The organism is Neisseria sp. KEM232 (genome assembly GCF_002237445.1).
In the GTDB taxonomy this organism is placed as follows: Bacteria; Pseudomonadota; Gammaproteobacteria; order Burkholderiales; family Neisseriaceae; genus Neisseria.
On record NZ_CP022527.1, the window covers coordinates 351266 to 374547 of the forward strand.

Sequence of the window (23282 nt, forward strand, 5' to 3'; positions counted from 1 at the left end):
ACTATTCCGACCGAAAACATGCCTACGCTCTATCTGATCCCCACCCCACTGGGTACGCCCGACACGCCCTGCCTGCTGCCGCACGAACAAGCCGCCATTACCGGTCTGACCGATTTTGTCGTGGAAGCGGAAAAAACCGCACGCACGCATTTGAAACACCTCGGCATCACCACACCCATACGCGATCTGAACCTGCAAACCCTAAACGGACATACCGACCGCCAATCGCTGCCAAACCTTCTGCAACCTTTGCGGGAAGGCCGCAGCATGGGTCTGCTCAGCGAAGCAGGCTGCCCCGCTGTTGCCGACCCGGGCGCCGATTTGGTTGCGCTGGCACACAAACAGGGGTTTGTCGTACAGCCGCTAGTCGGCCCGTCCAGCATCATGCTGGCGCTGATGGCATCGGGGGCAAACGGTCAGAATTTTGCATTCAAAGGTTATCTGCCGTCTGAAAAAACCGAGCGCATTGCGGCGCTGAAAACTTTGGAACGGCATTCGCGTGCGCACAATGAAACAGCGCTGTTCATCGAAACACCCTACCGGAACGACGCCATGCTGGCCGATGCCGTTTCCTCACTGCATCCCGACACCCGGCTGTGCATCGCCTGCGATTTGACGCTGCCCACCCAGCTGATTGTCAGCCGGCCGGTTTCGGAATGGCGGTTGGCCGACGCTTTGCCGAATCTGAAAAAGCGCCCGACAATTTTCGTTTTGCAGGCATAACGCCCTTGCAAAAACAGAAGCGCCTCTCTATAATCCGCGCTTCTTTACGGAATGTAGCGCAGCCCGGTAGCGCACTTCGTTCGGGACGAAGGGGTCGGAGGTTCGAATCCTCTCATTCCGACCATTTTCAAAAGCAGCCTGTTTCGGCTGCTTTTTTATTTTCCCCGATAGGGTTCATCCATATGGTTTTCAGACAGTCTCATCTGTGCTTGAGGCCGTCTGAAAACCGTTTAACGGCCGACAGCCGCCCTTATGTTGTCGATAAATTTATCGAACAACGGCGCAACGTCGTGCGGCCCGGGACTTGATTCCGGATGCCCCTGGAAACTGAATACCGGCCGCCCGACCAACTCGATTCCCTGCAACGAGCCGTCAAACAGCGAACGGTGGGTAATTTTGACGCCCGCAGGCAAAGTATCCGCATCCACCTCGAATCCGTGGTTTTGGCTGGTAATCATCACTTTGCCGCTGTCCAAATCCTGAACGGGATGGTTGCCGCCGTGATGGCCGAAAGGCATTTTTTTCGTTTTCCCGCCCAAAGCCAAACCCAACAACTGATGTCCGAGGCAAATACCGAAAACAGGCTTGCCGCTGTCCAAAAGCTCTTTCACTGCTGAAACTGCGTAGTCGCACATTTCGGGATCGCCGGGACCGTTTGATAAAAACACGCCATCCGGATTCATGGCCAAGACTTCTTTTGCCGGTGTTTGCGCAGGCACAACCGTCAGCCTGCATCCGCGCGCGGCAAGCATTCTCAGAATATTGGTTTTGACACCGTAGTCGTAGGCGACAACATGATAAGGCTGCTCCTGCGGCGTCACAAAGCCCTTACCGAGCACCCACTCGCCTTCCGTCCATTCATACGGTTCGCTGCAACTTACTTCTTTGGCCAAGTCTTTCCCTACCATACTGCCGAACGCAGCAATCAGCTCCTTGGCATGGCTCTCGTCAGCCTGTTCGCCTGTCAAAATGGCTCCGGCCTGCGCACCTTTGTCACGAAGAATTCGAGTTAGCTTACGCGTGTCGATATCTGCAATGGCTACCGTTTTATTGCGCACCAAAAATTCCTGCAAACTCTCCGTTTCGCGAAAATTACTACCCAATAAAGGTAAATCACGAATAATCAAGCCGGATGCATGCACAGCCTTACCTTCGACATCTTCGGGATTGATACCTGTATTACCGATATGGGGATAGGTGAGTGTAACAATTTGCTTGCAATATGAAGGATCCGTCAGGATTTCCTGATATCCGGTCATGGATGTATTGAACACAACTTCACCGGACGCATTACCCTGGTAGCCGATAGATCGGCCGTGAAATACGCTGCCGTCGGCAAGAACGAGAAGAGCGGGAATAGTCATTATAAAAATCCTAGTAATTTCAATCTTCGCGAAAAAGCACGCATATGCCGTATATATGAGACATATTGCGTGCCTAATCAAATATCAAACCAAGCCGAAACGAGGGTGTGAATTGTAAACGAACGCACCACTCAAATTCAAGCAAACCTAAAATTTATTTTGTTTCAATTAGTTAATAAAACTTTTTGAAACCAAACTCAGATAATATCGGCAATATGTTTCGCCGCACGCTTCGCATCCAGCAAAATCAGTCCGAGTTTACCGCTTTCGTTGGCAATTAAAGCCAATACAGCATCGGGACCTGCTTGGTTTAAGAGAATATAACCGTTTTTGCCTTTAACCATTACCTGATCCAAATCACCGCAATTGAGTTCATTGGCAGCGTGACTTCCCAAAGCCAGCAGAGTTGCCGACATTGCACCGACACGATCCGGATCAAGACCATGTGGAATCAAAGTGGCAATCGGCAAGCCGTCGCTGGAAATTACGGCAGAAGCAGTAATATCCGCAGAAGTCGCATTCAAATCGCTCAATACCGAAATCAAAAGTTGTTCACGCATATTTGTAATCCAATTAATTTGTATCTTTTATATAAGATGCCGACATGACAGCATCAAGAATTTACCCGTAATACCAGAAATATTTCTGTTTATGACATTGAGGAATCACAACCAATATTTAAGCATACCGATTGCATAACACTTTAATTAAAGAAACAAACGCTTCCTTATTCAAATCCGGCATGCCTGCAACTACCAAAACCAGCTTCACTTTTCCCGCATATAATGGGAAGAAAGTCAGCTCTGTTTGCCCTGAAGGATCACAAATACCCCATGCATTATGATGGATATTGAGATTGTTTTTTACCAGCAGCTGATGCTTTTCACCTAAAGCGGCAACCTCGCTGGACATCAATCCGACTTCTTCCGCAGTCTCATGATGAAAACCCGCATTGGCAAAATACAGGCCGTTCGCATCGGCCAACAAAGCCTTACCGACACTTGACAATTGAGCCAACAGTTCGGGCAGCTGATCATCCGTCATACTGGACTCTTGGTATACAGGCTGCTCATCTCCATACAAGAACTCAAGTCTTTGCAAACGATAAAGCAAGTTCAACGCAGAATCGGCATCGTCGGTTTCAGCCCATGCCAAAAGATTATCCGTGCTGGCAGTTTCATCACCGGAGGCACGTAGCAAACCGTGCAGCAAAGTTCTGCTTGCACTCGGCACGTTGCTCGAAACAGCATAATAAGCACCCGCAGGTGTCACGCGCGGATATAAATTTGATTGTAAAGAAAGTGTAGAATCCATTTTATGCCTCTAAACCCGGATCAATTGAAAACAACATTGCACTGACCAACTGCTTGACATCTTCTTCTTCGCGCGCATCTACCTCAAACACAGGAACATTAAAATTATGTTGCGCCAAATATTTTTGATAAACATCAATTCCCGGCAAAGAGCGGACGTCCATTTTGGTAATCCCCACTACTAAAGGGGCAGTTTTCAGCAAGTCCTTAAACGCATCCAGAAAAAAAGTTAAGTCTTTTAACGGATTGGCACGAGTATTATCCAGCAACAAAATCAACCCCATACTGCCTTTGCTGAGAATTTCCCACATAAAATTGAAGCGCTCTTGACCCGGTGTGCCATACAGATGCACTTTTACATCTTCATCCAAGCGGATGACACCATAGTCCATTGCCACAGTAGTATGCCCTTTACGCACAAGTGTCATATCTGAAGCACGGGCATCGGTTTTAACCGGAGGATCATCCGACAAAGCTGCAATAGCAGTTGTTTTTCCCACTCCGACAGGGCCGGTAAAAATAATTTTATTCTCTTTCATTCCATTAAATCCTTATTTACCGCCAGATAATTTGCGCATCAAACGCTGCAATAAACCACGAGGCTGATTTTGCGAAGGAGTAACCGCACTTAACGCATCTTTAGACATCTTATTGTCGGGCACATGGGTGTTCACATTCATCGTACCCGATGCCAATTCTTTATTACCCTGAGCCGAGAATTCATTATCTGTTGCCAAATAGCCGGTAACATAGGTAGCAGCAAGATAATTGAGGATGTCGGCCATATCCAAAGGCATAACTTTATAAAGAATATTCAAGTTTACTGATGTCTTAGTCAGAAATGCCGATAAGCGCATAGACTCGGGAACAGGAGCCAACCGTGTCAGATTCGGCCACCTTTTTAAGGTAAACACCGTTTGCGGAGTCATCGGAAATACCAATCTGCCCTGAGCAGTCCAAATAGCCATCTGCCACAGGCAGGACATAATGGTCACTTTGGCTTTCTCTTTCCACTGAGGATTATCAGGAACAGATTTGCATACCACAGCCAAATGATCATCCTGACACATTTTTTCCAATTCTTCGGCACCAACAGTAAGCAAAACTCGCTGGATACTCGGGAATACAATCAAAACCGGCTTCCCACCCACTAAAACAGCAGTGTCCTGCTGGCGCTCACTGGATGCCCTTAACGCACCAAGCAATCCTCTTTGCGGATTAAAACGGCGGATAGTTGTTTTTCTGTTTTGTACACCGGCATTGACAGAAGTCGATTGCACTGTCGCATCAGGTTTCGCCTGTTTGGCTTCGACGACATTCCCTCCCTGCGCCAAACTCCTTAAAATAGGAAACAGCGTATCAAACTTTACCGGCTTGGGTAGATACGGAGCAGTAACGACAGGTTCATGAGCAGAAAAGACAACCACCGGAACATCTTGATAATTTTTTTTGGCCTCATGCCATGCCAGCATCCCCTTGCTGCCATCGACATCTACCAAAACCATATCGGGTTTATGAGCCGAACTCTGATCAACGATTTCATAATTTGTGGTGTTGTGCATTTTAAATGCCATTTTGAACACGGCATTCTGTTGCTCACCCATTTCCTGCAGCATTACCCGTACTGTCTTCACTTTCGGTATTAAATTATCCATTGTTCAGTACTCTTATTTATTGGAATTGCGATGAATACGCTGTTGCAACTGACTGATTGCCAAAACAACTTCTTCCGGCAAATTAGCCTCTTTTTCCCTCAGCAATCTTAAGAATTGTTCCAGCTTAACCCAATCCTCGGAACGCTCGTACAGATCGAACAACATAATGTACAACTGGGACTCTTGCGGATATTTTAAGACGGCCTGTTCCAATGTACCGATAGCCTGATCCAGCTGACCATACATCAACAGAGACTCAACTTCCTTCAAGGCCAACTCGGCAGGCGAAGTGCTTTCGTTCAAAATAGAATCGTTGCGCTGAACCAGTTCGCGGTATTTGACTTTTGATTGACGCGCACTACCTTGAAGATAACCTTGGCGCAAACCGATTTCACGAACCTGCTGTTCGCTTGGAGATTGCTCCAAATTATCAAAAACCTCATGCTGTCCCAAGCTGTAACCCCAGCCCAGCATACGCTCTTTAACCTGCCGCCCGTTAGAACCCAAAGAGTAATACAGCTTCCACAAGTGTTTGGCAAACTCGTTTACATCGGCATGTTGATAATCGAGTTTCAAGGCATCAATAATCAGACCGGCAGGTTTCTCGGCTTTTTGAATGGCTTTATTGTATTGGCGACGGGCAGTTTCATAATCCACTTGGTTTTTCAGAAGCTTGGCGGATTTCTCCGGTTTAACAAAACCGATCACCGCACTCATTTCTTCTTCCGTCATATCACCGACTTCGGCTTTGCCGATAATCAGCGGACTCGGTTTGCTCAAACGTCTGAATTCCTGACCGCTCTGATTCACGGCCACTTCAACAGTCGGAGCAGCAGAACCGCTGTATGTATCGGAATCGGACGACTCCAAACCTGTCTGCTCGCCGATTTGGCGTGCAACTTCCTGCATACCCCAATTCAGCTTCGATTCGGCCAATACGCGCAAGCCCAAATGGTTCGGATCGATTGCCAAACCGGCCTTGACGTATTCGGCCAACTTGTTCTGCGGCAGCACGGAAGCATGGCGATCCAGCGTAGCCGACAACAAATCGACATCACCGACATTCAGGCAGAGATTGACCAATTCGACAACCAGTTTCTCTGGCGCATCGCCTTTCATATTATTCAGATAGCCAGCCAACGAAACTGCGGCCTTATCTTCATAGCCGAACTGTTTGTAAACCTGATATTCGGTCAGCGGATCGACTTCCTGTGCCGACACTGACGCGGTGGACAAATCCGTATTTTCGGTATTGTCCCAATCCCAGCTTTGCAGATCGTCATTCGAGGCATCCGACTGAACCGTCCACTCGTCCGGCTCGGCCTGTTCTTCCGCCTGTACTGCGGGGCGGGAGCCGGCATGCCTGCCTTTGGCTTTAGCCTGCACAGCCGACTGCTGTTCCTTCCCTCGCTGTTTGAGCAGGACGATAACCAGCGCAACGACGGCGACAATCCCAAGTATAAGTATGTAATCCAAGAATATCTCCCAATATCTGGCGTATCCAACAAACGGGCAGCATTTTCAAGACTGCGTAAAATTTGTTGTAGATCCGTTAATCCCTTAGCTTTTTATAATAGCATGACTTACAAAAAACCGAACATTTATCCCAATGTTTTACCAAATTAAACAAACCGCTTATCTCTCAAAACAACCGACAGACTCGACATGTGCGGTTTGCGAAAACAAATTCATCACGCCTAGCGATTTGAATTTATAACCCTTTTCCACCAACACCGCCGCATCGCGCGCAAAGCTGGCCGGATTGCAGGAAACATACACGACCCTTGCGGGCATTTCAGACGGCCTCAGCGATTTTACCACTTCGTAAGCACCCGCACGCGGCGGGTCGAGCAGCATTTTGTCGGCACCGCGCCAGAAACGGGACAATCCGTCGGCACAAAACAGATCCGCCGTTTCAAACGACGCATTGCCGCAACCGTTCAGCACCGCATTGCGCCGTGCGCGGTCGGTCAGTGCGGGCAGACCTTCCACTCCCGTCACATGCGCACCGCTGCGTGCCAGCGGCAGCGTGAAATTGCCCAATCCGCAAAACAGATCGACCACCCGCTCGCCCCGCTGCGGCGACAGCATTTCCACCGCGCGGCGCACCATCACATTGTTCAGCCGCTCGTTGACCTGCGTGAAACTGCCGACATCAAACGGCATTTCCACAGCGAAATCGTCCAGCCGGTAGCTCAAACCGCCCTGCCCCCATATAAAGGCTCTTCACGATCGCCCGCTTTCCAACTCAGCAGCCAGCCGCTGCCCAACGTTTCCGACAATGCCCGCAAAGCGCCACGCTGCTTTTCAGACGGCCTCTTGTCCGTCAGCAGGCAAAGCGCCGTTTTGCCGCCGCCAACCGCAAATTCAATGCCCCGCAAGATGCCCGCAAACGTTTGCAGCGCTTCTTTCAACAAGGGCAGCACCGCCGACAGATGGCGCGGCAGCACCATGCAGGAAGATATGTCGGCAAGCCGGTTGCTCCTTTTTGCGCGAAACCCGATTTTCAGACGGCCTCCCTCGTCTGCCTGAACGCCGAAACGCCCGCGTTCGCGGTAGTGCCACGGCAAACCGTATACCGGCGCCAGCATCTGCGTGGGGCGCACTCTGCCGATGCGTTCGCACTGCTCCTCAACCGCGCGCTGCTTCATCGCCACCTGCGCGGCAAACTCCACATGCTGCATCGAACAGCCGCCGCATTCGGCATAATGCGGACACGGCGGCGTACGGCGGGATTCAGACGGCCTGAGCACACGCACCGCCTCCGCTTCATCAAAACGCTTCCCCGTGCGCGTCACCCGGCAGAGCACCCGCTCGCCCGGCAGCGCGTCGGTCACAAACACCGCCTTGCCGTCGCGGCGCACGATGCCGCGCCCCTCCGAGTCCCAACCCGACACATCCGCTTCAAACAGCGCCGCCAGTGCACTTTCGTTCCTTTCTGCTTTTGCTGCCACTATTGCCATTTCGCCACGCCCGTTGCGCCCAAACGCACAAAAAGGCGGCATTTTCCCACAAATCGCCGGGGTTTGCGGTATGATGCCGCCCCTCATTATCCTCACTGAAAACAACATCATGAAAAAACTAGGATTCAGTCTGCTCGCACTTGCCGCCGCGCCGGCCTTCGCAAACACCCCCGTTCCCGACGTCGCACCCGTCTCCTCCGGCCACCACGTCGTTATCAATATCCCCCAACAGCGCCTCTTTCTCTACACTGACGGCAAACTGTCGAAAATCTACCCCGTCGCCGTCGGCAAAGCATTAACGCAAACCACCATCGGCGCACACAAAATCGGCGCCAAAGCCTACAATCCCACCTGGCACATCCCCAAATCCATCCAAAAAGAACTGAACAACGGCGTCACCTCCATTCCGCCCGGCCCGAAAAACCCGCTCGGCCCCGTCTTCGTCCGACTGGGCGACCCGAAACTCGGCCTCGGCATCCACGGCACCAACGCCCCCGCCAGCGTACCCGGCGTGCGCAGCCACGGATGCGTGCGCATGAAATCGCCCGACGCCCTGCAATTTGCCAAAACCGTCTCCTCCGGCTCGCCCGCCGACGTTATTTACCAAATGGCATCGCTGAACGTCGACGGCGCGGGCAATCTCTGGCTGGCCGCCTTCCGCGACCCCTATAACAAGAAAAACCTCGACACCGCCGCCCTGCGCAAAAGCATCGCCGCCTGGTCGAAAGCCAACGGCAAAAACGTGTCCGCCAAACAAATCGACGCCGTGCTGAAAAACCGCACCGGCGCGCCCAACTGCCTCACCTGCGGCGGCAAAGGCAAAATCAGCGGCAGCCTGCAATCGCTGGCCTGGCTCTCCGGATCGGGCGCATTGAGCAAACCGAAAGCCGTCAAACCCGCCGCTCCCGCGGTCGACCAAACCCTGCCCGAAGGCAGCGAAATCGAAATCGACGCCGGCGACGACACCCTCAACAACGCCGCCCCCGTCCTGCCCGCCACACCCGTCAAACCCCGCGCCGCCGCGCCTGCCGCCTCCGACGTACCCGACGAAAGCGCAGACGGCAGCGACAACCTGTTCTGACCCGCCGCATCCCGTCAGGCCGTTTGAAAGCCTTGCCCGCAACGGACGGCTTTTCAGACGGCCTCTTTACCGCTCACGGAAACCCGCCATGCCCCGCCCCACCGTTCCCCCGCCCGCAGCCGTCTGTTTCAGCACCCTCGTCACCGTACAGGTCGGCGACCTCAACTACGGCAACCACCTCGCCAACGACGCCGTTTTGAAAATGGCACACGAAGTCCGCCTGCGCTGGCTCGCCTCAATCGGCCTGAGTGAGACCGACATCGGCGGCTGCGGCCTCATCATGAGCGCCGCCGTCGTGCAATACCACAACCAGGCCTTCCACGGCGACGAACTGCGCGCCGATGCCGGCATCGCCGAAACCGCCGCCGCAGGCTTCCGCTTCGACACAGCCATTATCCGCCGCCGCGACGGCCTGCCGATTGCTGCCGTCCAATGCCACATGGCCGCCTTCGACTACGACGCAGGCCGCGTCCGCCGCCTACCGCCCGAATTCCGCCAACGCCTCGCCGCCCTGTCCTGCGCCGACAGCACTGAGGCCGTCTGAAAACTCCGAGCCATGAAAAAAAGCAAACGCATCAAACTGTCCGTGTTTCTGAAACACGCAACCTTCTTTCCCGACACCCCGCCGCGCCAAGCCTGCCGTTTTGTCCGCCGCAAGGCCGATATGCGCTTCGGCAACGGTTTCGTCATGTATTCTTTCCGCCTGCCCGGCTGCCATGCCGCCTTTATCGTTGACGAACAGGCGGGACGCATCAGCGCCGAACAAATCGAAATCCGCCGCCCGCAGAAAATCCGCAGCAAAGCCCTGCGCGCCGTCCTCAACCTGAAAAAGCTGGTGCGCGGCAAATACCGCAAAAACATCGCCGCCCTCTACCGCGCCGACGGTGAAACCGTCTCCTTTCTGAGCAACGGCCTGAACCTCCACTACCACCGCAGCGGCAAAAAACACCTGCCGTCGCTTATCATCGGCCCACACGAAGCTTCGCGCGAACTGGTTAGGAACACCATGCGGCCGCTGCCCTTGAAACGGGTATTCGGCAAAAACGGCAAGGCCGTCTGAAAAAACCTGCTTCGCAGGTTTTTTCAGACGGCCTCCCGTTTCAGACGGCCTTAAATTTTCGGCTGCCGCGCTGCCGTCAGCCACTCTGCTCCCTCCCCTGCGCCAAAGCGCGGGGGAGGGTTGGGGTGGGGGTGGCGGTTCGCAGAACCGCTTATCCGCCGCCGTATAAACGCCGTTCACTCCCCGCCCCAGCCCTCTACCGTTTATACCCCAACGGGGTACAAGCGGTAGAGGAAACAGGTTTCAGACGGCCTTCTTCTTTACTTTCCTGTCAGTGCATCACCTGCGCGAGAAACTGTTTGGCGCGCTCGCTTTTCGGGTTTTGGAAAAATTCTTCCGGCGGCGCGTCTTCGACAATCACGCCGTGGTCGACGAAGATGATGCGGTCGGCCACTTCGCGGGCGAAGCCCATTTCGTGGGTGACGCACATCATGGTCATGCCGCTTTGCGCGAGGTCTTTCATCACTTTGAGCACTTCGCCGACCATTTCCGGGTCGAGGGCGGAGGTGGGTTCGTCGAACAGAAGGACGGCAGGCTCCATCGCCAGGCCGCGGGCGATGGCGACGCGCTGCTGCTGGCCGCCGGAGAGTTCGCCCGGCAGGGCGTCTTTTTTGTGGGCGAGACCGACGCGTTCGAGCAGGGCGAGGGCTTTGGGCACGGCTTCTTCGCGTTTTTGTTTTTTCACCTGCATGGGCGAGAGGATGATGTTTTCCAGCACGGTGAGGTGGGGATAGAGGTTGAAATGCTGGAAGACGAAGCCAACTTCGGTGCGGATTTTGTTGAGGTCGGTTTTCGGGTCGGCGACGTTGATGCCGTCCACCCAGATTTCGCCGCTCTGGATGCTTTCAAGCTGGTTGATGGTGCGGATGAGGGTGGATTTGCCGCTGCCGGAGGGGCCGCAGATGACGACGACTTCGCCCTGTTTCACTTCAAGATTGACGTTGTTGACGACGTGCAGGTCGCCGAAGTGTTTGTTGACGTTTTTCAGTTTGATCATGATGGTTTCCAATGGTTTTTCGATTTCAACTTTACCGGAGTTGCGTTTTCAGACGGCCTTTTTCACCAGATAATTGCTTAATTCGACATATTTTTCCGGCGCGATGTGTTCGGCGCGGTCTTGCGGGTTGATGCCCACGGCCTGCAAGTCTTCGTCGTCCGCCAGCTCTTTGAGGTTGTTACGGATGGTTTTGCGCCGCTGGTGGAAGGCCAGTTTGACCAATTTGGCAAAATGCTCAAAATCCTGCGCCTGCCCGATGCGGTGTTTGAGCGGAATCATGCGGACGACGGCGGAATCGACTTTCGGCGCGGGGTCGAACGATTCGGGCGGCACATCAATGAGTTTTTCCATCTCAAAAAAGTATTGCAGCATCACGCCCAAGCGGCCGTAGTCGTTGGTTTTGGGCGCAGCCACCATGCGTTCGACCACTTCTTTTTGCAGCATGAAGTGCATATCGACGACATCGTCGGCAATTTCACTCAGGTGGAACAAAAGCGGCGTGGAAATGTTGTACGGCAGGTTGCCGACGATTTTCTTTTTGCCCGCGATGCTGTTGAAATCAAACTGCAAAACGTCGCCCTCGTGTATCACGAGCTTGTCGGCAAACGGCAGGGTTTTCAGACGGCCTACGATGTCGCGGTCGATTTCGATCACGTGCAGGCGGTCGAGCTTTTCCGCCAAGGGCTTGGTAATCGCCGCCAAGCCCGGGCCGATTTCGATCACCGTGTCGCCCGCCTGCGGCCGAACGGCGTTGACGATGTCGGCGATGATGCGCGTATCCTGTAAAAAATTCTGCCCGAAACGCTTTCGGGCTTGGTGTTCTTTCATAGTCGCACGCTTTGGGATAAAGTCGCGCATTGTAGCCCAAACGGCAGAGGGCCGTCTGAAAAGATGGGCTTGCCCCCTCCTCAAACTGTTTTACGAAAGGAATCCGCAATGAAAATCCTGTTACCCGCCCTTATCCTGCCGCTGCTGCTGGCCGCCTGCGCCGCCGACCACTCTTCGGGCGAAAACGGCTTTTACGGCGAAATCAAAACGGGCGTGGAAACGTCGCACAGGCATTGAGGCAGCTTTGCCCGCTTCGGCGTTTCCCTAAGGTCTGTTAACAATCAGCCTTGCGGCCTGTAACACCGATACAAAAAGCCGTCTGAAAACACGTTTTCAGACGGCCTTTCTCTGTGATGGGAATCAGCGGTGGCGCTTGACCTGGCTGCCGATTACGCCGCCCAAAGCGGCGCCGCCGAGAGTCGAGCCGGTGTCGCCGCCGATCAGGTTGCCGGCCACGCCACCGATGACTGCGCCCGCAGCGGTGTTGCGCTGGGTTTGCGACATGCCGTTGCATGCGCTCAGGGACACGGCCAAGGCAACCAGTGCGGCGGTTTTGAGGTAAAACGGTTTCATGGGAGACTCCTTAACTTTAGGGGAAGAAAAAAACGCCATTTGCTACAATGGCGGCGCAAGGATACACAGGCCGCGCGTTGGCGGGTGTGTATCGCGGGTTAATCTTTCCAAAGGTTTGTTATGTCTGCCTACGCCTGGGTTCACATTGCCCATCTGTTTTGCGCCGTTGCCTTTGTCGGCGGCGTGTTCTTTGAAAGCCTGGTTTTGAGCGTGATGCACACGAAATCCGTGTCGCGAGAATCGCGCCGCGAGGTGGAAAAGGCGCTGTCGCGGCGGGCGGTGAAGGTGATGCCGTGGATTGTGGCGGGCGTGTTCGCTTCGGGCATCGGCATGGCCTGCCTGCGCTACCTGCCCAATCTTGCCGATCCGTTTGCCGCATCGTTCAACACCCAGCTTACCCTGAAAATCTGCCTCGCCCTCGGCATCCTGCTGCATTTTGTCGTTGCCGTAAGCAAAATGCGGCGCGGCACGCTGACGAAAAACTGGTCGCGCTACATCCATGCCGCCGTGCTGGCGCAGATGGTTTTGATTGTGCTGCTGGCCAAAACCATGTTTTATTTCGTGTGGTAGGCCGTCTGAAACACAAAGAAAGGCCGTCTGAAACCCGTTTTCCGGTTTTTCAGACGGCCTCCCCGCTATCCAACCCGGCAGGCGAAACATCATGAGCGTATCCGATACCCGCCCCAAAAACCGCATCATCATCAGCTTTCTCGGCACTATTCTCGACAACGCATACGGCGCGGGGCGCTGGCAGAAATGGCGGCCGAACATCGCCATCCACCAGCACCCCGCCCAACGTTTCGACCGGCTCGAACTCTTTTACAGCGCAAAATTCCGCGAGCTGGCCGAACTTGTCCGCACCGATTTGGCGCAGGCTGCGCCGCATCTGGCCGTCAGTCTCGTGCCGCTGGAGCTGGCCAATCCCTGGGACTTCGGCGAAGTCTATACCAAGCTGCACGACTGGGCGGCCGCCTACCCCTTCGACACCGAAACCGAAGACTATTTCACCCACATCACCACCGGCACCCACGTCGCCCAAATCTGCCTGTTCCTGCTGGTGGAAAGCCGCCGCATCCCCGGCCTGCTACTGCAGTCCGCCCCGCCCAAACGCCAGCGGCACAGCATGGAGCAGGGCGACTTCGGCACCATCGAAACCATCGATCTCAACCTTGCCCGCTACGACGCCATAGCCCAACGCCTGGCCGCCGAAAGCCATGATGCCGTGCGCTATCTCAAAAGCGGCATCGCCACCCGCAACAGCGCCTTCAACCGCATGATCGCCGAAATCGAACAAGTCGCCCTCAACTCCCCCGCCCCCATCCTGCTTTCCGGCCCCACCGGCGCCGGCAAATCCATGCTCGCCCGCCGCATCTACGAGCTGAAAAAAGCCCGCCGCCAGCTTTCAGGCAGCTTTGTCGATGTCAACTGCGCCACCCTGCGCGGCGACAGTGCCGCCTCCGCCCTGTTCGGCCACAAAAAAGGCGCCTTCACCGGCGCCGCCGAAAAACGTGAAGGCTACCTCAAAACCGCCGACCGCGGCCTGCTCTTTCTCGACGAAATCGGCGAACTCGGCCCCGACGAACAAGCCATGCTGCTCAAAGCCATCGAAGAAAAACGCTTCTACCCCGTCGGCAGCGACCGCGAAAGCGAAAGCAGCTTCCAACTCATCGCCGGCACCAACCGCGACCTGCGCCGCGAAGCCGCCGCCGGCCGCTTCCGCGAAGACCTGCTCGCCCGCATCAACATCTGGCACTACCGCCTGCCCGCCCTGGCCGGGCGCCGCGAAGACATCGAACCCAATATCGACCACCAGCTCGCCGTCGCCTCGCAAGAACTCGGCCGCGCCACCCGCTTCAACAAAGAAGCCCGCACTGCCTACCTCGCCTACGCCCTCTCCGAGCAAGCCCCCTGGCGCGGCAACTTCCGCGACCTTGCCGCCAGCATCATGCGCCTGGCCACCCTTGCCGGCCACGGCCGCATCCAAAACGGACACGTCGCCGCCGAAATCGAGCGCCTGCAATGGCAGTGGCAGGACGGCCTGCCCGACAGCGTTTTCAGGCAGCCTGAACACCCGTCCGACCCCGCTTTCAGGCTGCCTGCCGACAGCGCAAGGCCGTCTGAAAACCATCCCGCCCTTCCCGACCAATTCCATCCATACGGCCAACCCGAAACCCCCGCCGATCGCATCCGCCGCATTCTCGAAGCAAAAGGCCGCAGCTGGGACGACATCGACCGCTTCGACCAGCTCCAACTGGCCGCCGTCGCCGCCGAATGCCGCCGCCACAAAACCCTCGCCGCCGCCGGCCGCATCCTCTACCAAGCCTCCCGCCGCCAACGCGCCAGCCCCAACGACAGCGACCGCCTGCGCAAATACCTGCGCCGATTTGGTTTGGAATGGGCGGATGTGGCGGAGTAAGCGCCGTATGGCAGTTTCTTATGTTCAGACGGCCTTTACACCGTTCAGGCCGTCTGAAAACAACCCCGATGCGGCGGAGCAAGCCTGTCGTTTAGCAGATAAAAAGCCGCCCGCAACCAATGCCGTTGCGGGTGGCTTTTTATATATTCAGACGGCCTCTGTATATCGGCGGAGGCCGTCTGAAAACACAATTTCCACGACGTGAAACCCTCATTGCCCCAAGCGGCTCAATGCACTTCCGCCAGCCTGGTTTTGCGGATTTCGTCCACCCAGAAATCGGGGCTGTTTTGCTGTTCGGCAAAGCGGCCGATGATGGTGAAAACGTGGTCGGAGAAGCCGCCGATGTTGAGGATGTCGGCACGGGCGGGGGCTTGGGCGCGGGTGTAGGGCTGGATGTCGATGCACACCAGTTTGGCCTGCGGGCAGCGGCGTTTGAGGGTTTCCCATTCGCGCAGCATGGCGGTGCCGCCGTGCCAAGTGTTGCCGGTGTCGATCCAGCTTTCGTTGTCGGAAACGAAAATAACCAAATCGACTTGCGCTTTTTCGCGGTTGAGCAGGGCGAGCGGTGCGCTGCACGCGGTGCCACCGCCGCCGGTTGCGGCGAGTTTCTCGGCGTTGGTCATGATGCTGTCGCGCGGGTTGAGCCGCACGTTGACGACGTTTTCTGCAAACGGCAGCACGCGGGCGTGCGGGCTGCCGCGCAGCAGGGCGGCGGCGGTGAGGGCGGCGGCGTCGATGCAGCGGGTTTTACTTGTCGCGCTGCCGCGGTAGCCGCTGACGGGGCTGTGCATGGAGCCGGAAACGTCGGGGCAGACGATAACGTTGCCGCGCACGGCGGGCACGTTGGCAACGGCGGTTTCCATGGCGTCTTGCAGGGCGTTGCGGATGTCGGCAGGCATGTCGTCGGATGCCGCTTGAAAAGCGGCCAAAAGCTGGAAGGGCAGCACGCGGGCGCGGGCGATGGCGGCTTTGTCGCGCAGTTTGGACGCGGCGTCGCGCACGCTGCCTTCGCGCTCGAACACGCCGTGGCGCAGAAAGGTGTTGAGATTTTGACGAAGCTGCTGCCACGAGCTGTTGCGGGCGATTTGCGCCCAGGCGGCGGTGTCCAAATCAAGCGCGGTGAGCATTTGGAAGGGTACATCGGGCAGCTCGCCGCTGCGGTTGCGTTTGTAGGCCTCAAAAGCGCGGGTGAGCGGCGGCAGTGCCGCTTCGTCGCAGGGTTTGCCGATAAGCCATGCGAACCAAGCGGCGCGCCAGGCTTCCTGCGGTTTGGGGTGCACCATTTTGACGATGTCGGCGAGCGACGGCTTGTTGCCGACGGCGGCGTTCAGCAGTTGTTTTTCGTCGGCGGACAAGAGCCACGCCTGCATCAGTTTTTTCGGACGCGAGCCGAAGGATTTGCGGCCTGCCGCGCCGCTGCGGACGATTTGGGCGAAGTTGCGCAGCATTTTGCCGTTGTCGATAACTTGGTCGAAAACGCGGGCGAGCAGGGAAACGTCGCGCTGCGCCAGCACCGCCGCCAGCAGCGCGGGCATATCTTTCATATGGCCGTGCCTGCGGGCGTAAACGGCGGTTTGGGCGAGAAACAGCGGCGATACTTGGTTGGCTGGTTGCAGGGTTTGTTCGAGCTGGTTTTGGGCGGTGGCGTAAAAGGTGTTGTTCAGGCAGCCGGTAACAGCCAGTTGGGCAAGCTGCTGCTCGGCGGTTTGGGTATAAGCCGCGCCGCCTGCTTCGTTGCGGGTGTCGGCGGGGAGAATGCGGTTTTTCAGGGATTGGAACAAGTTGGCATTAGCCATGGCATTTCCTTTCGTTTTGTTGAGGCCGTCTGAAAACGGCTTTTCAGACGGCCTTGGACGGGGTGGGCGGCCAGTATGGCAAAGCACGGCGGTAAACCGTGTTATCGGCACGGCGAAGGACGCCACTCTTCCAATGGATGCTTTGCCGCATCCGCCCGTTGGACAGTTCGGCTGCAAGGCAGCCTGAAAAATAGAGACGGCAACGGTGCAGCAAGAAATTGGAGAAATATCCGCGCTCTATCCGCTGAGCTACCCTGCCATTGATGGCGGCAGGGGCGGGACTCGAACCCGCGGCCTCGGGCTTATCAGGCTGTAATTCCTCCGGCATCTGCGGTTGCCGACGGCGGCAGCAAGGGGTTGGTGAGATGGTGCTCCCGCTCTACCTGACTGAGCTACCTTCACGCTGCGGCGCAAAGGGCGGGACTCGAACCCGCGACACAGAGATGATTAATGTAATCTCACCGGCATCTGCCTGCCGTGTTGGGTATATAGAAATCCGAATGCCAAGTACGGAACGGTTACGAAAAAATATTTTAAGATATTGAAACAATAGAAAAGATATTTTTAGCCCGCCTGGAAGCAGATTTTCGCCTAATACAGTTTTATAGAACTAAAACTAGAAACTTATGCTTTTAAATACGTTAATTCGATATTTTGTGATATGGCAATATCTGCCCGCCACCTGACGAACAACGCAGGCCGTCTGAAAACCGTGCGGCGAAACGGCGCGATCGCAGCCCGTTTCCCGTACAATCCGCCTGTTTTCCACAACGGAGATTCCGCCATGACCCGCATCCCGTCCGTCGCCCTTGCCGCCCTGCTCGCCGCCTGCGCCGCGCCGGAAACTGCGCCGCAAGATACGCCTGCCAAGGCGCAAATTAGCAGCCAACGCGAGCAGTCGCGCACCATTCTGAACCAAGCGGTTGCCCTGTATCAGAACGGCGATTACGCCGCCGCGCTGCCGCTGTTTCGCCAGTCTGCCGCGATGGGCAATCTGAAAGCGCCGCGCTACATCGGCCTGATGTACCTGAACGGCAGCGGCCTGCCGCAAGACCCCGCGCAGGCGTTCGCGCAGTTTCAGGCTGCCGCCGACAAGGGCGACATCACATCGCAATACTGGCTGGGCTGGTGCTACGAAAACGGCCGCGGCACCGCGCAAAACTATGCCCAAGCCCTGCGCTGGTACGCCGTTTCCGCCCAACGCGGCGACCACGTCTCCGCCCCCGCCATGCTGGCGCTGGGCAGAATGCACGAGCAGGGCAAAGGCGTGCCTGCCGACCGCAAAACTGCTTCCGAGTGGTACCGCAAAGCCGCCGACGCGGGCGATGACAAAGTGAAAACCGAAGCACGCGAAGCCTTAGCAAACTTGTGAGAGCGCGACGATTCTGAAGTTGGATTGGCAGTGGGGCGGATAAGGGCGGCGGTACTCGGCGGTTTGCCGTGATGGTCGCAATCGCCGCCCGCTGCCCGTTTTGTATGGACAAAGGCCGTCTGAAAAGTCTTTTTGCTTTTCAGACGGCCTTTTTGGGGTTTTCAGGCTGCTTTGGGGTTTTCAGGCTGCTTTGGGGTTTTCAGGCTGCCTGAGAAACCGTTGCGCGCCTTGCTCCCTCCCCTGCGCCCCAGCGCGAGGGAGGGTTGGGGAGGGGGTGGCAGTTTGCAAAACTGCGTTTACCGCTGCCGTTGTCCCGTAAAAATTTCCCCAGCGGCAACCGCCCCACCCTAGCCCTCCCCCGCAAGCGGGAGAGGGGATGCGCTGGCTGATATGTTTCAGGCTGCCTTATGCGAGCGCAGTTTCGCGGCGAAAAACACCAGTGTCGCCGCTACGGCTAGGGCGCAGCCCATGGCCAGGTGGATGCCGTCGAGCATTTTGGCCGGTGCGGTGGGGGCGGACGAGAGCTGTTCGCCGATATTGGTGGTGCCGACGAAAAACGCTGCGCCCAGTGCGCCGGCAATCGGGTTGATGGTGGTCATAATCGCCGCGCCGTGCGGGTTGAGCTGCTTGGGCAGGGCGTTTAAGCCGTGGGTTTCGCCGGTAACGCAGGCGGATACGGATACCGCCATCAGGGCAAACATCGCCGAGAGCGCGGCGGTTTGCGTGTCGAGCCGCAAAAACAGCCACATTACCGCCAGCGACACCACCATCATCACGGTGGCGGGCAGCACGACAAAGCGCCCGCCTTTTTTGTCGAGCAGACGGCCAAACAGCGGCGCGGCGGCGGCCTGCGCGATGCTGGCGGGCAGCAGAATCAGGCCGGTGGCGGTGCCGGTGAGCAGCAGCACTTGCTGGGTGTACATCGGCATCATCAGTTCCAGCCCCAAAAACAGAAACACCGCGCCCGCCAGTATCACCACGCTGTAGCGGAACTGCGCGTAGCCGAAAGCGCGCAGGTTCAACAGCGGCGTGGCCAGCTGGAACTGCCTGCGGGCAAACCAGCCCACCAGCAACACCGAGCCGGCGCTAATCAATACAAACTCGGCCATCGGCAGCGTGGAAAAGCTGCTGCTGGCGTACACCAGCCCGCCGAAACCGGCGACGGACAGCACCGCCGAGAGCGCGTCGATTTTCGGGCGGGTAACGCGGCTTAGGTTTACGGTGAGAGACTTCGCCACCAGCGCCATCGCCGCCAGCATAAACGGCGCGGTAAAGCCAAACAGCACGCGCCAATGGGTGTGGTCGATGATGATGCCCGAGAGCGTCGGCCCCATCGCGGGCGCGGCGGTGAACATCATGGTAATCACGCCCATCGCCGTGCCGCGCCGCGCGGGCGGGTAGATCGACAAAATGCCGTTAAACAGGAGCGGCACGAAAAACGCCGCCGACACCGCCTGCACCATCCGCCCGGCCACCAATACGCCGAAGGTCGGTGCAAAGGCGCATACCAGCGAGCCGGTTAGAAACACCGCCTGCGTCAACAGCACCATGCGGCGCGTTTCAAACCATTGGATCACGCCCGCCGTAATCGGTGTAAACGCGCCCATCACCAGCAGAAAACCGGTGGTCAGCCACTGCACCGTGGTTTTGTCCACGCCGAAGTCGCGCATAATCGGCGTCAGCGCCACATTGAGCAGGGTGTCGTTGAGATAACCGAAAAACGCGCCGATAAATAATGTGGCAACGATGGTTTTGGCGGGGAAGTCGGGGTGGTCGGCGTGGTATTCGGCGTCGGTTTGTCGGCCGTCTGAATCTGAAGCGTGCATGGCGGTTGACTAAAAATTTGAAAAGGCGGGGATTTTAACATGGGAGAAGGATGGCTGACTCACCCCGCCGATACCGCATTTTCAGACGGCCTCCGTTCACAACCTACGTTTGGGCAGCGGGTAGTTACCGACGGTTATATGGGGAAGGCCGTCTGAAACCCTGTTTCAGGTTTCAGACGGCCTTCGGTTTTCCGCTGCCGTTATCGGCAATGCTCTGCCTGCGGCGGCGCGTTTTATTTTTTGCTCAGTGTCAGCCCCGTCCAGCCGAAGAGGAGGGTGAGCGCGAGGCTGAGGTAGCAGAAGAAGGCGTAGGGCAGGTAGTCGAGGACGGGCACGCCGAGGGCTTGGGCGATGAAGACGCCGCAGACGCTCCACGGTACGAGGGGGTTGATAACGGTGCCGGCGTCTTCCAGTGTGCGCGAGAGGTTGCGCGGGTGCAGGCCGAGTTTGTCGTAGACGGGTTTGAAGGTTTCGCCCGCCAGCAGGATGCTCAGGTATTGTTCGCCAATCAGGACGTTGACGCCGACGGAGGTGGCGGCGACGCAGGCGGTGGCGCGGCCGGCGCCGGTGAGGAAGCGGCGGATGCCTTCGAGCAGGCTGGGGATGATGCCGAGGGTGAAGAGGAGGCCGCCGAGGCTCAGGCCGAGAATGACGATGGTTTGGGTGAAGAACATGCTCTCCAAGCCGCCGCGCGAGACGAGGCGGGCGATGCGGTCGAAGCCGTCGCCTTCGAGTTTGAAGCCGCCGTAGAACCAGCTGCCGAGTTTGGCGAGGTCGGGGCTGCTGTGCAGGTAGGTGAGGGCGAGGGCGGCGAGGATGGTGGCGAGCATGGCGACGATGGCGTTGACGCGGCGCACGGCAAGGACGACGAGCAGGGCGAAGGGGATGAGGGCGTAGGCGTGGACGAGGCCGGAGGCTTCGAGCTGCTGGCGGAAGATTGCGGTGCTGTTGAGGTTTTCGGCGGCGACGGCGGGCAGCAGCCAGCCGGTGGCAAGGGCGGTGAGCAGCCAGGCAGGCACGGTGGTGTAGGCCATGTTTTTGATGTGTTCGAAGAGGTCGATGCCGACGATGGAGGCGGCGATGCCGGTGGTGTCGGAGAGGGGGGACATTTTGTCGCCGAAAAACGCGCCGGAGACGACGGCGCCGGCGGTCATGGCCAAGTCGGCGTGGAAGGCTTCGCCCATGCCGATAAAGGCGACTCCGACGGTGGCGCAGGTGGTGAGGCTGCTGCCGATGCTGATGCCGATCAGGGAGGAGAGGACGAAGGCGGAGAGGTAGAAGTATTGCGGCGAGATAAGACCGAAGCCGTAGTACATCAGGGTGGGTATCGAGCCGGACATCATCAGGGCGCTGACCATCAGGCCGATGAAGAAGAAGAGGTAGACCGCGCCCATGCTCTGGCTGAGGGCGGCAATCATGCCGCGCTGCATGTCGTCGTATTTGAGGCCGCGCGCGAGGCCGTAGGCAACCAGAGCGGTGATGGCGGCGATGATGGTCATGTGCGGCAGCCAGCTCAGGGAGATGATGCTGTAGCCCATGGCGGCGACGAGGACGGCAGCAACGGCGGCGGCTTCTTTGCGCGGCATGTCGATCAGGGGTTTGAAGGCGAACACGGTTTGGCTCCGTTTGTTTCAGTGTGAACAGCGGCGCATTGTAGCGTATTGACGCAATGTTTACATGATTTAAAGAAAGGCCGTCTGAAAACACGGTTTGTGTTTTTTTCAGACGGCCTTTCTGCGCGGCGGACGGCGTTCAGACGGCCTGCAACAGCAGGCGGACGAGGTGTTCGTCTTGCGGCAGGGTGAGTTTGAGGTTGCGCGTGTCGCCTTCGACCAGCAGCGGGCGGATGCCGATGGCTTCGACGGCGGAGGCTTCGTCGGTGATGCCGCCCAAATCGGCGGCGGACAGGGCACGCTGCAATAAGGCCGTCTGAAAAAGCTGGGGGGTTTGCGCCTGCCACAGGGCGGCGCGGGAGACGGTGGCGGCGATGCGGTTGGCGTCGTCGGCGCGTTTGAGGGTGTCGGCCACGGGCACGGCGAGGATGCCGCCCTGCTCCGCCGCGCCTGCCTGTTCGATGAGGCGGCTGAGGGCGGCGGCGGGCAGGCAGCAGCGGGCGGCGTCGTGGACAAGGATGCTGTCGTCTGCCGCCGCGATGCCTTGCGAGACCAGTTCGCGCAGGCCGTTGCGCACGGTTTCGGCGCGGGTTTGCCCGCCGACGCGGAAGACGCCGAATTTGGCGGGACTGTCTGTGGAGGCCGTCTGAAAAACGGTGTCGTCGGGCGCGAGGATAACGGCGGTGTAGTCGATTTGCGGGTGGTTTAGAAAGATGTTGACGGTGTGGCGCAACACGGTTTTGCCGTTGATTTCGACATATTGTTTGGGTTTGCCCGCGCCGAAGCGTGCGCCGACGCCGGCGGCGGGGATGAGGGCGATGTGGCGGCTCATGCGCTTTCGTCCTGCGCTTCGGCCGGGTCGGCCTCTTCCGGCTCTTCGGGCTCGGGCGGCGCTTCCTGCGCGGCTTCGGCGGCGGGCTGCCAGATGCAGCGTCCGCCGGTGGCTTGGTTGAGGTCGTCGAGGATGGCGGCGTGGGCAGCCAGTTCGCCAGCGTCGGCGGCAATGACTTTCAGACGGCCTGTACGTTCGGTTTTGGCGGCTTGCCGTGTGGCGGCGGAAGCGGCCTGTTCGTTCGGCGTTTCGCTGCTTTCGCCGACCAGGTCGAACTGTTCGCGGGTCATGGCAAGGTAGACTTCGGCGAGCAGTTCGCAGTCGATGAGTGCGCCGTGGTAGACGCGTTTGCTGCGGTCGATGTCGAGGCGGTTGCACAGGGCGTCGAGGCTGGCTTTCTGGCCGGGGTATTTTTCGCGTGCCATGGCGAGGGTGTCGGTCACTTCGCAGCCGAGTTCTTTGATGGTGGGCAAGCCCATGCGCTCGAATTCCATGTCGAGAAAGCCGACGTCGAAGCGGGCGTTGTGGATGATGAGCTCGGCACCGCGCAGGAAATCGGCGATTTGCGTGCTGACGGCGGAGAATTTGGGCGCGTTTTTTTCTTCGAGCACGTCGAGGGTGATGCCGTGCACCGCCGCCGCTTCGGCGGGGATGTCGCGGTCGGGGTGGATGTAGAGGTGGAGGGTGCTGTCGGTGAGCTGGCGTTTGCGCATTTCGATGCCGGCAAATTCGAGAATGCGGTCGCCGCGGTCGGGGTAGAGGCCGGTGGTTTCGGTGTCGAGGATGATTTGGCGTTCGCGTGCCATGTGTGTTCCTTCAAATAAACGGGCAACCGGTGCGGCTGCGGCCGCGCATTTTACCGCAAGGCCG

General features: G+C 57.6%; 24 protein-coding genes and 1 tRNA gene. 9 read left to right on the plus strand and 16 right to left on the minus strand.

What is annotated here, in order from left to right; translation table 11 throughout:
* Nucleotides 1-18: 18 nt before the first annotated feature.
* Nucleotides 19-723 carry an SAM-dependent methyltransferase gene (locus tag CGZ77_RS01675; RefSeq protein ID WP_009426313.1) on the plus strand — a complete coding sequence of 235 codons (705 nt, stop codon included), beginning with the start codon at nt 19-21 and terminating at the stop codon, nt 721-723.
* A 47-nt stretch (nt 724-770) separates the two neighbouring features.
* Nucleotides 771-847, plus strand: a tRNA-Pro gene (locus CGZ77_RS01680).
* A 106-nt stretch (nt 848-953) separates the two neighbouring features.
* On the opposite strand, the gene carA is transcribed toward CGZ77_RS01680, so the two are convergent.
* The 8 genes from carA to CGZ77_RS12390 all read right to left on the minus strand — a co-directional run bounded on the left by carA (nt 954) and on the right by CGZ77_RS12390 (nt 8009).
* A complete protein-coding gene (gene carA / locus CGZ77_RS01685) occupies nt 954-2087 on the minus strand; it encodes a glutamine-hydrolyzing carbamoyl-phosphate synthase small subunit (protein WP_036496177.1) in 1134 nt (377 codons plus the stop codon).
* A 197-nt stretch (nt 2088-2284) separates the two neighbouring features.
* Nucleotides 2285-2647, minus strand: a complete 363-nt coding sequence (locus tag CGZ77_RS01690) for a roadblock/LC7 domain-containing protein (RefSeq protein WP_009426311.1) — start codon at nt 2645-2647, stop codon at nt 2285-2287.
* A gap of 118 nt (nt 2648-2765) precedes the next feature.
* Complete coding sequence (locus CGZ77_RS01695) at nt 2766-3401, minus strand: hypothetical protein (protein ID WP_036496175.1); 636 nt, start codon at nt 3399-3401, stop codon at nt 2766-2768.
* A 1-nt stretch (nt 3402) separates the two neighbouring features.
* Nucleotides 3403-3939: an ATP/GTP-binding protein gene (locus tag CGZ77_RS01700; protein WP_009426309.1), complete on the minus strand. Its 537-nt coding sequence runs from the start codon at nt 3937-3939 to the stop codon at nt 3403-3405.
* 12 nt (nt 3940-3951) lie between these two features.
* A complete protein-coding gene (locus CGZ77_RS01705; protein ID WP_009426308.1) occupies nt 3952-5055 on the minus strand; it encodes a response regulator in 1104 nt (367 codons plus the stop codon).
* Nucleotides 5056-5067: 12 nt separating this feature from the next.
* The gene (locus CGZ77_RS01710) at nt 5068-6531 is read right to left on the minus strand and encodes a lipopolysaccharide assembly protein LapB (protein ID WP_009426307.1); all 1464 of its coding nucleotides are present in this window, start codon (nt 6529-6531) and stop codon (nt 5068-5070) included.
* A gap of 159 nt (nt 6532-6690) precedes the next feature.
* Nucleotides 6691-7254, minus strand: coding sequence for a methyltransferase domain-containing protein (locus CGZ77_RS12385; RefSeq protein WP_232504842.1), 564 nt, complete (start codon nt 7252-7254; stop codon nt 6691-6693).
* Nucleotides 7251-8009 (minus strand): TRAM domain-containing protein, encoded by a 759-nt coding sequence (locus CGZ77_RS12390; RefSeq protein WP_232504843.1) that lies wholly within the window; start codon nt 8007-8009, stop codon nt 7251-7253. The genes CGZ77_RS12385 and CGZ77_RS12390 overlap by 4 nt, the downstream gene beginning before the upstream one ends.
* 118 nt (nt 8010-8127) lie before the next feature.
* Here CGZ77_RS12390 and CGZ77_RS01720 point away from each other — a divergent pair, with 118 nt between their 5' ends.
* The 3 genes from CGZ77_RS01720 (at nt 8128) to CGZ77_RS01730 (ending at nt 10159) form a co-directional block, all read left to right on the plus strand.
* Entirely contained in the window at nt 8128-9099 is a 972-nt protein-coding gene (locus tag CGZ77_RS01720; protein ID WP_094031203.1) for a L,D-transpeptidase, read from the plus strand.
* An 88-nt stretch (nt 9100-9187) separates the two neighbouring features.
* On the plus strand, nt 9188-9643 hold the full coding sequence (locus CGZ77_RS01725; RefSeq protein WP_094030855.1) for a thioesterase family protein: 456 nt from the start codon (nt 9188-9190) through the stop codon (nt 9641-9643).
* A gap of 12 nt (nt 9644-9655) precedes the next feature.
* Nucleotides 9656-10159: a hypothetical protein gene (locus CGZ77_RS01730; RefSeq protein ID WP_094030856.1), complete on the plus strand. Its 504-nt coding sequence runs from the start codon at nt 9656-9658 to the stop codon at nt 10157-10159.
* 271 nt (nt 10160-10430) lie between these two features.
* Here CGZ77_RS01730 and CGZ77_RS01735 read toward each other — a convergent pair whose 3' ends face one another.
* Nucleotides 10431-11156 carry an amino acid ABC transporter ATP-binding protein gene (locus CGZ77_RS01735; protein WP_094031204.1) on the minus strand — a complete coding sequence of 242 codons (726 nt, stop codon included), beginning with the start codon at nt 11154-11156 and terminating at the stop codon, nt 10431-10433.
* A gap of 48 nt (nt 11157-11204) precedes the next feature.
* On the minus strand, nt 11205-11984 hold the full coding sequence (gene rsmA, locus CGZ77_RS01740; protein ID WP_036496875.1) for a 16S rRNA (adenine(1518)-N(6)/adenine(1519)-N(6))-dimethyltransferase RsmA: 780 nt from the start codon (nt 11982-11984) through the stop codon (nt 11205-11207).
* Between the two features lie 108 nt (nt 11985-12092).
* Between rsmA and CGZ77_RS12585 the strand changes: the two genes are divergently transcribed.
* On the plus strand, nt 12093-12221 hold the full coding sequence (locus CGZ77_RS12585) for a hypothetical protein (RefSeq protein ID WP_009427559.1): 129 nt from the start codon (nt 12093-12095) through the stop codon (nt 12219-12221).
* A 123-nt stretch (nt 12222-12344) separates the two neighbouring features.
* Here CGZ77_RS12585 and CGZ77_RS01745 read toward each other — a convergent pair whose 3' ends face one another.
* Complete coding sequence (locus CGZ77_RS01745; protein ID WP_036496874.1) at nt 12345-12557, minus strand: glycine zipper 2TM domain-containing protein; 213 nt, start codon at nt 12555-12557, stop codon at nt 12345-12347.
* A 120-nt stretch (nt 12558-12677) separates the two neighbouring features.
* On the opposite strand from CGZ77_RS01745, the gene CGZ77_RS01750 reads away from it, so the two are divergent.
* Both CGZ77_RS01750 and rtcR read left to right on the plus strand, forming a co-directional pair.
* Nucleotides 12678-13127: a CopD family copper resistance protein gene (locus CGZ77_RS01750; RefSeq protein ID WP_009427557.1), complete on the plus strand. Its 450-nt coding sequence runs from the start codon at nt 12678-12680 to the stop codon at nt 13125-13127.
* Nucleotides 13128-13218: 91 nt separating this feature from the next.
* Nucleotides 13219-14973: an RNA repair transcriptional activator RtcR gene (rtcR, locus tag CGZ77_RS01755; RefSeq protein WP_009427556.1), complete on the plus strand. Its 1755-nt coding sequence runs from the start codon at nt 13219-13221 to the stop codon at nt 14971-14973.
* A 227-nt stretch (nt 14974-15200) separates the two neighbouring features.
* On the opposite strand, the gene CGZ77_RS01760 is transcribed toward rtcR, so the two are convergent.
* Entirely contained in the window at nt 15201-16769 is a 1569-nt protein-coding gene (locus tag CGZ77_RS01760; RefSeq protein WP_009427554.1) for a TROVE domain-containing protein, read from the minus strand.
* Between the two features lie 784 nt (nt 16770-17553).
* Between CGZ77_RS01760 and CGZ77_RS01765 the strand changes: the two genes are divergently transcribed.
* Entirely contained in the window at nt 17554-18141 is a 588-nt protein-coding gene (locus CGZ77_RS01765) for a tetratricopeptide repeat protein (protein WP_083479464.1), read from the plus strand.
* 395 nt (nt 18142-18536) lie between these two features.
* Here CGZ77_RS01765 and CGZ77_RS01770 read toward each other — a convergent pair whose 3' ends face one another.
* From CGZ77_RS01770 to dnaQ, 4 genes are all read right to left on the minus strand, one after another.
* Complete coding sequence (locus tag CGZ77_RS01770) at nt 18537-19967, minus strand: MFS transporter (protein WP_094030857.1); 1431 nt, start codon at nt 19965-19967, stop codon at nt 18537-18539.
* 233 nt (nt 19968-20200) lie between these two features.
* Nucleotides 20201-21580 (minus strand): Na+/H+ antiporter NhaC, encoded by a 1380-nt coding sequence (nhaC, locus tag CGZ77_RS01775; protein WP_094030858.1) that lies wholly within the window; start codon nt 21578-21580, stop codon nt 20201-20203.
* Between the two features lie 139 nt (nt 21581-21719).
* A complete protein-coding gene (gene ispD / locus CGZ77_RS01780) occupies nt 21720-22412 on the minus strand; it encodes a 2-C-methyl-D-erythritol 4-phosphate cytidylyltransferase (protein ID WP_009427548.1) in 693 nt (230 codons plus the stop codon).
* Nucleotides 22409-23218 carry a DNA polymerase III subunit epsilon gene (gene dnaQ, locus CGZ77_RS01785; RefSeq protein WP_009427547.1) on the minus strand — a complete coding sequence of 270 codons (810 nt, stop codon included), beginning with the start codon at nt 23216-23218 and terminating at the stop codon, nt 22409-22411. Before dnaQ ends, ispD begins: the two co-directional genes overlap by 4 nt.
* Nucleotides 23219-23282 lie beyond the last annotated feature (64 nt).

Excerpts from the sequence above, each read along its gene's own strand:
- CGZ77_RS01695 (WP_036496175.1), bottom strand. The coding sequence starts at position 3,401 with ATGGATTCTACACTTTCTTTACAATCAAATTTATATCCGCGCGTGACA.
- CGZ77_RS01720 (WP_094031203.1), top strand. The coding sequence starts at position 8,128 with ATGAAAAAACTAGGATTCAGTCTGCTCGCACTTGCCGCCGCGCCGGCC.
- CGZ77_RS01675 (WP_009426313.1), top strand. The coding sequence starts at position 19 with ATGCCTACGCTCTATCTGATCCCCACCCCACTGGGTACGCCCGACACG.
- CGZ77_RS01735 (WP_094031204.1), bottom strand. The coding sequence starts at position 11,156 with ATGATCAAACTGAAAAACGTCAACAAACACTTCGGCGACCTGCACGTC.
- CGZ77_RS01750 (WP_009427557.1), top strand. The coding sequence starts at position 12,678 with ATGTCTGCCTACGCCTGGGTTCACATTGCCCATCTGTTTTGCGCCGTT.
- rtcR (WP_009427556.1), top strand. The coding sequence starts at position 13,219 with ATGAGCGTATCCGATACCCGCCCCAAAAACCGCATCATCATCAGCTTT.
- CGZ77_RS01770 (WP_094030857.1), bottom strand. The coding sequence starts at position 19,967 with ATGCACGCTTCAGATTCAGACGGCCGACAAACCGACGCCGAATACCAC.
- CGZ77_RS12585 (WP_009427559.1), top strand. The coding sequence starts at position 12,093 with ATGAAAATCCTGTTACCCGCCCTTATCCTGCCGCTGCTGCTGGCCGCC.
- CGZ77_RS01745 (WP_036496874.1), bottom strand. The coding sequence starts at position 12,557 with ATGAAACCGTTTTACCTCAAAACCGCCGCACTGGTTGCCTTGGCCGTG.
- CGZ77_RS01725 (WP_094030855.1), top strand. The coding sequence starts at position 9,188 with ATGCCCCGCCCCACCGTTCCCCCGCCCGCAGCCGTCTGTTTCAGCACC.
- rsmA (WP_036496875.1), bottom strand. The coding sequence starts at position 11,984 with ATGAAAGAACACCAAGCCCGAAAGCGTTTCGGGCAGAATTTTTTACAG.
- ispD (WP_009427548.1), bottom strand. The coding sequence starts at position 22,412 with ATGAGCCGCCACATCGCCCTCATCCCCGCCGCCGGCGTCGGCGCACGC.
- carA (WP_036496177.1), bottom strand. The coding sequence starts at position 2,087 with ATGACTATTCCCGCTCTTCTCGTTCTTGCCGACGGCAGCGTATTTCAC.
- CGZ77_RS01690 (WP_009426311.1), bottom strand. The coding sequence starts at position 2,647 with ATGCGTGAACAACTTTTGATTTCGGTATTGAGCGATTTGAATGCGACT.
- CGZ77_RS01760 (WP_009427554.1), bottom strand. The coding sequence starts at position 16,769 with ATGGCTAATGCCAACTTGTTCCAATCCCTGAAAAACCGCATTCTCCCC.
- CGZ77_RS01765 (WP_083479464.1), top strand. The coding sequence starts at position 17,554 with ATGACCCGCATCCCGTCCGTCGCCCTTGCCGCCCTGCTCGCCGCCTGC.
- dnaQ (WP_009427547.1), bottom strand. The coding sequence starts at position 23,218 with ATGGCACGCGAACGCCAAATCATCCTCGACACCGAAACCACCGGCCTC.
- CGZ77_RS01705 (WP_009426308.1), bottom strand. The coding sequence starts at position 5,055 with ATGGATAATTTAATACCGAAAGTGAAGACAGTACGGGTAATGCTGCAG.
- CGZ77_RS01730 (WP_094030856.1), top strand. The coding sequence starts at position 9,656 with ATGAAAAAAAGCAAACGCATCAAACTGTCCGTGTTTCTGAAACACGCA.
- CGZ77_RS01700 (WP_009426309.1), bottom strand. The coding sequence starts at position 3,939 with ATGAAAGAGAATAAAATTATTTTTACCGGCCCTGTCGGAGTGGGAAAA.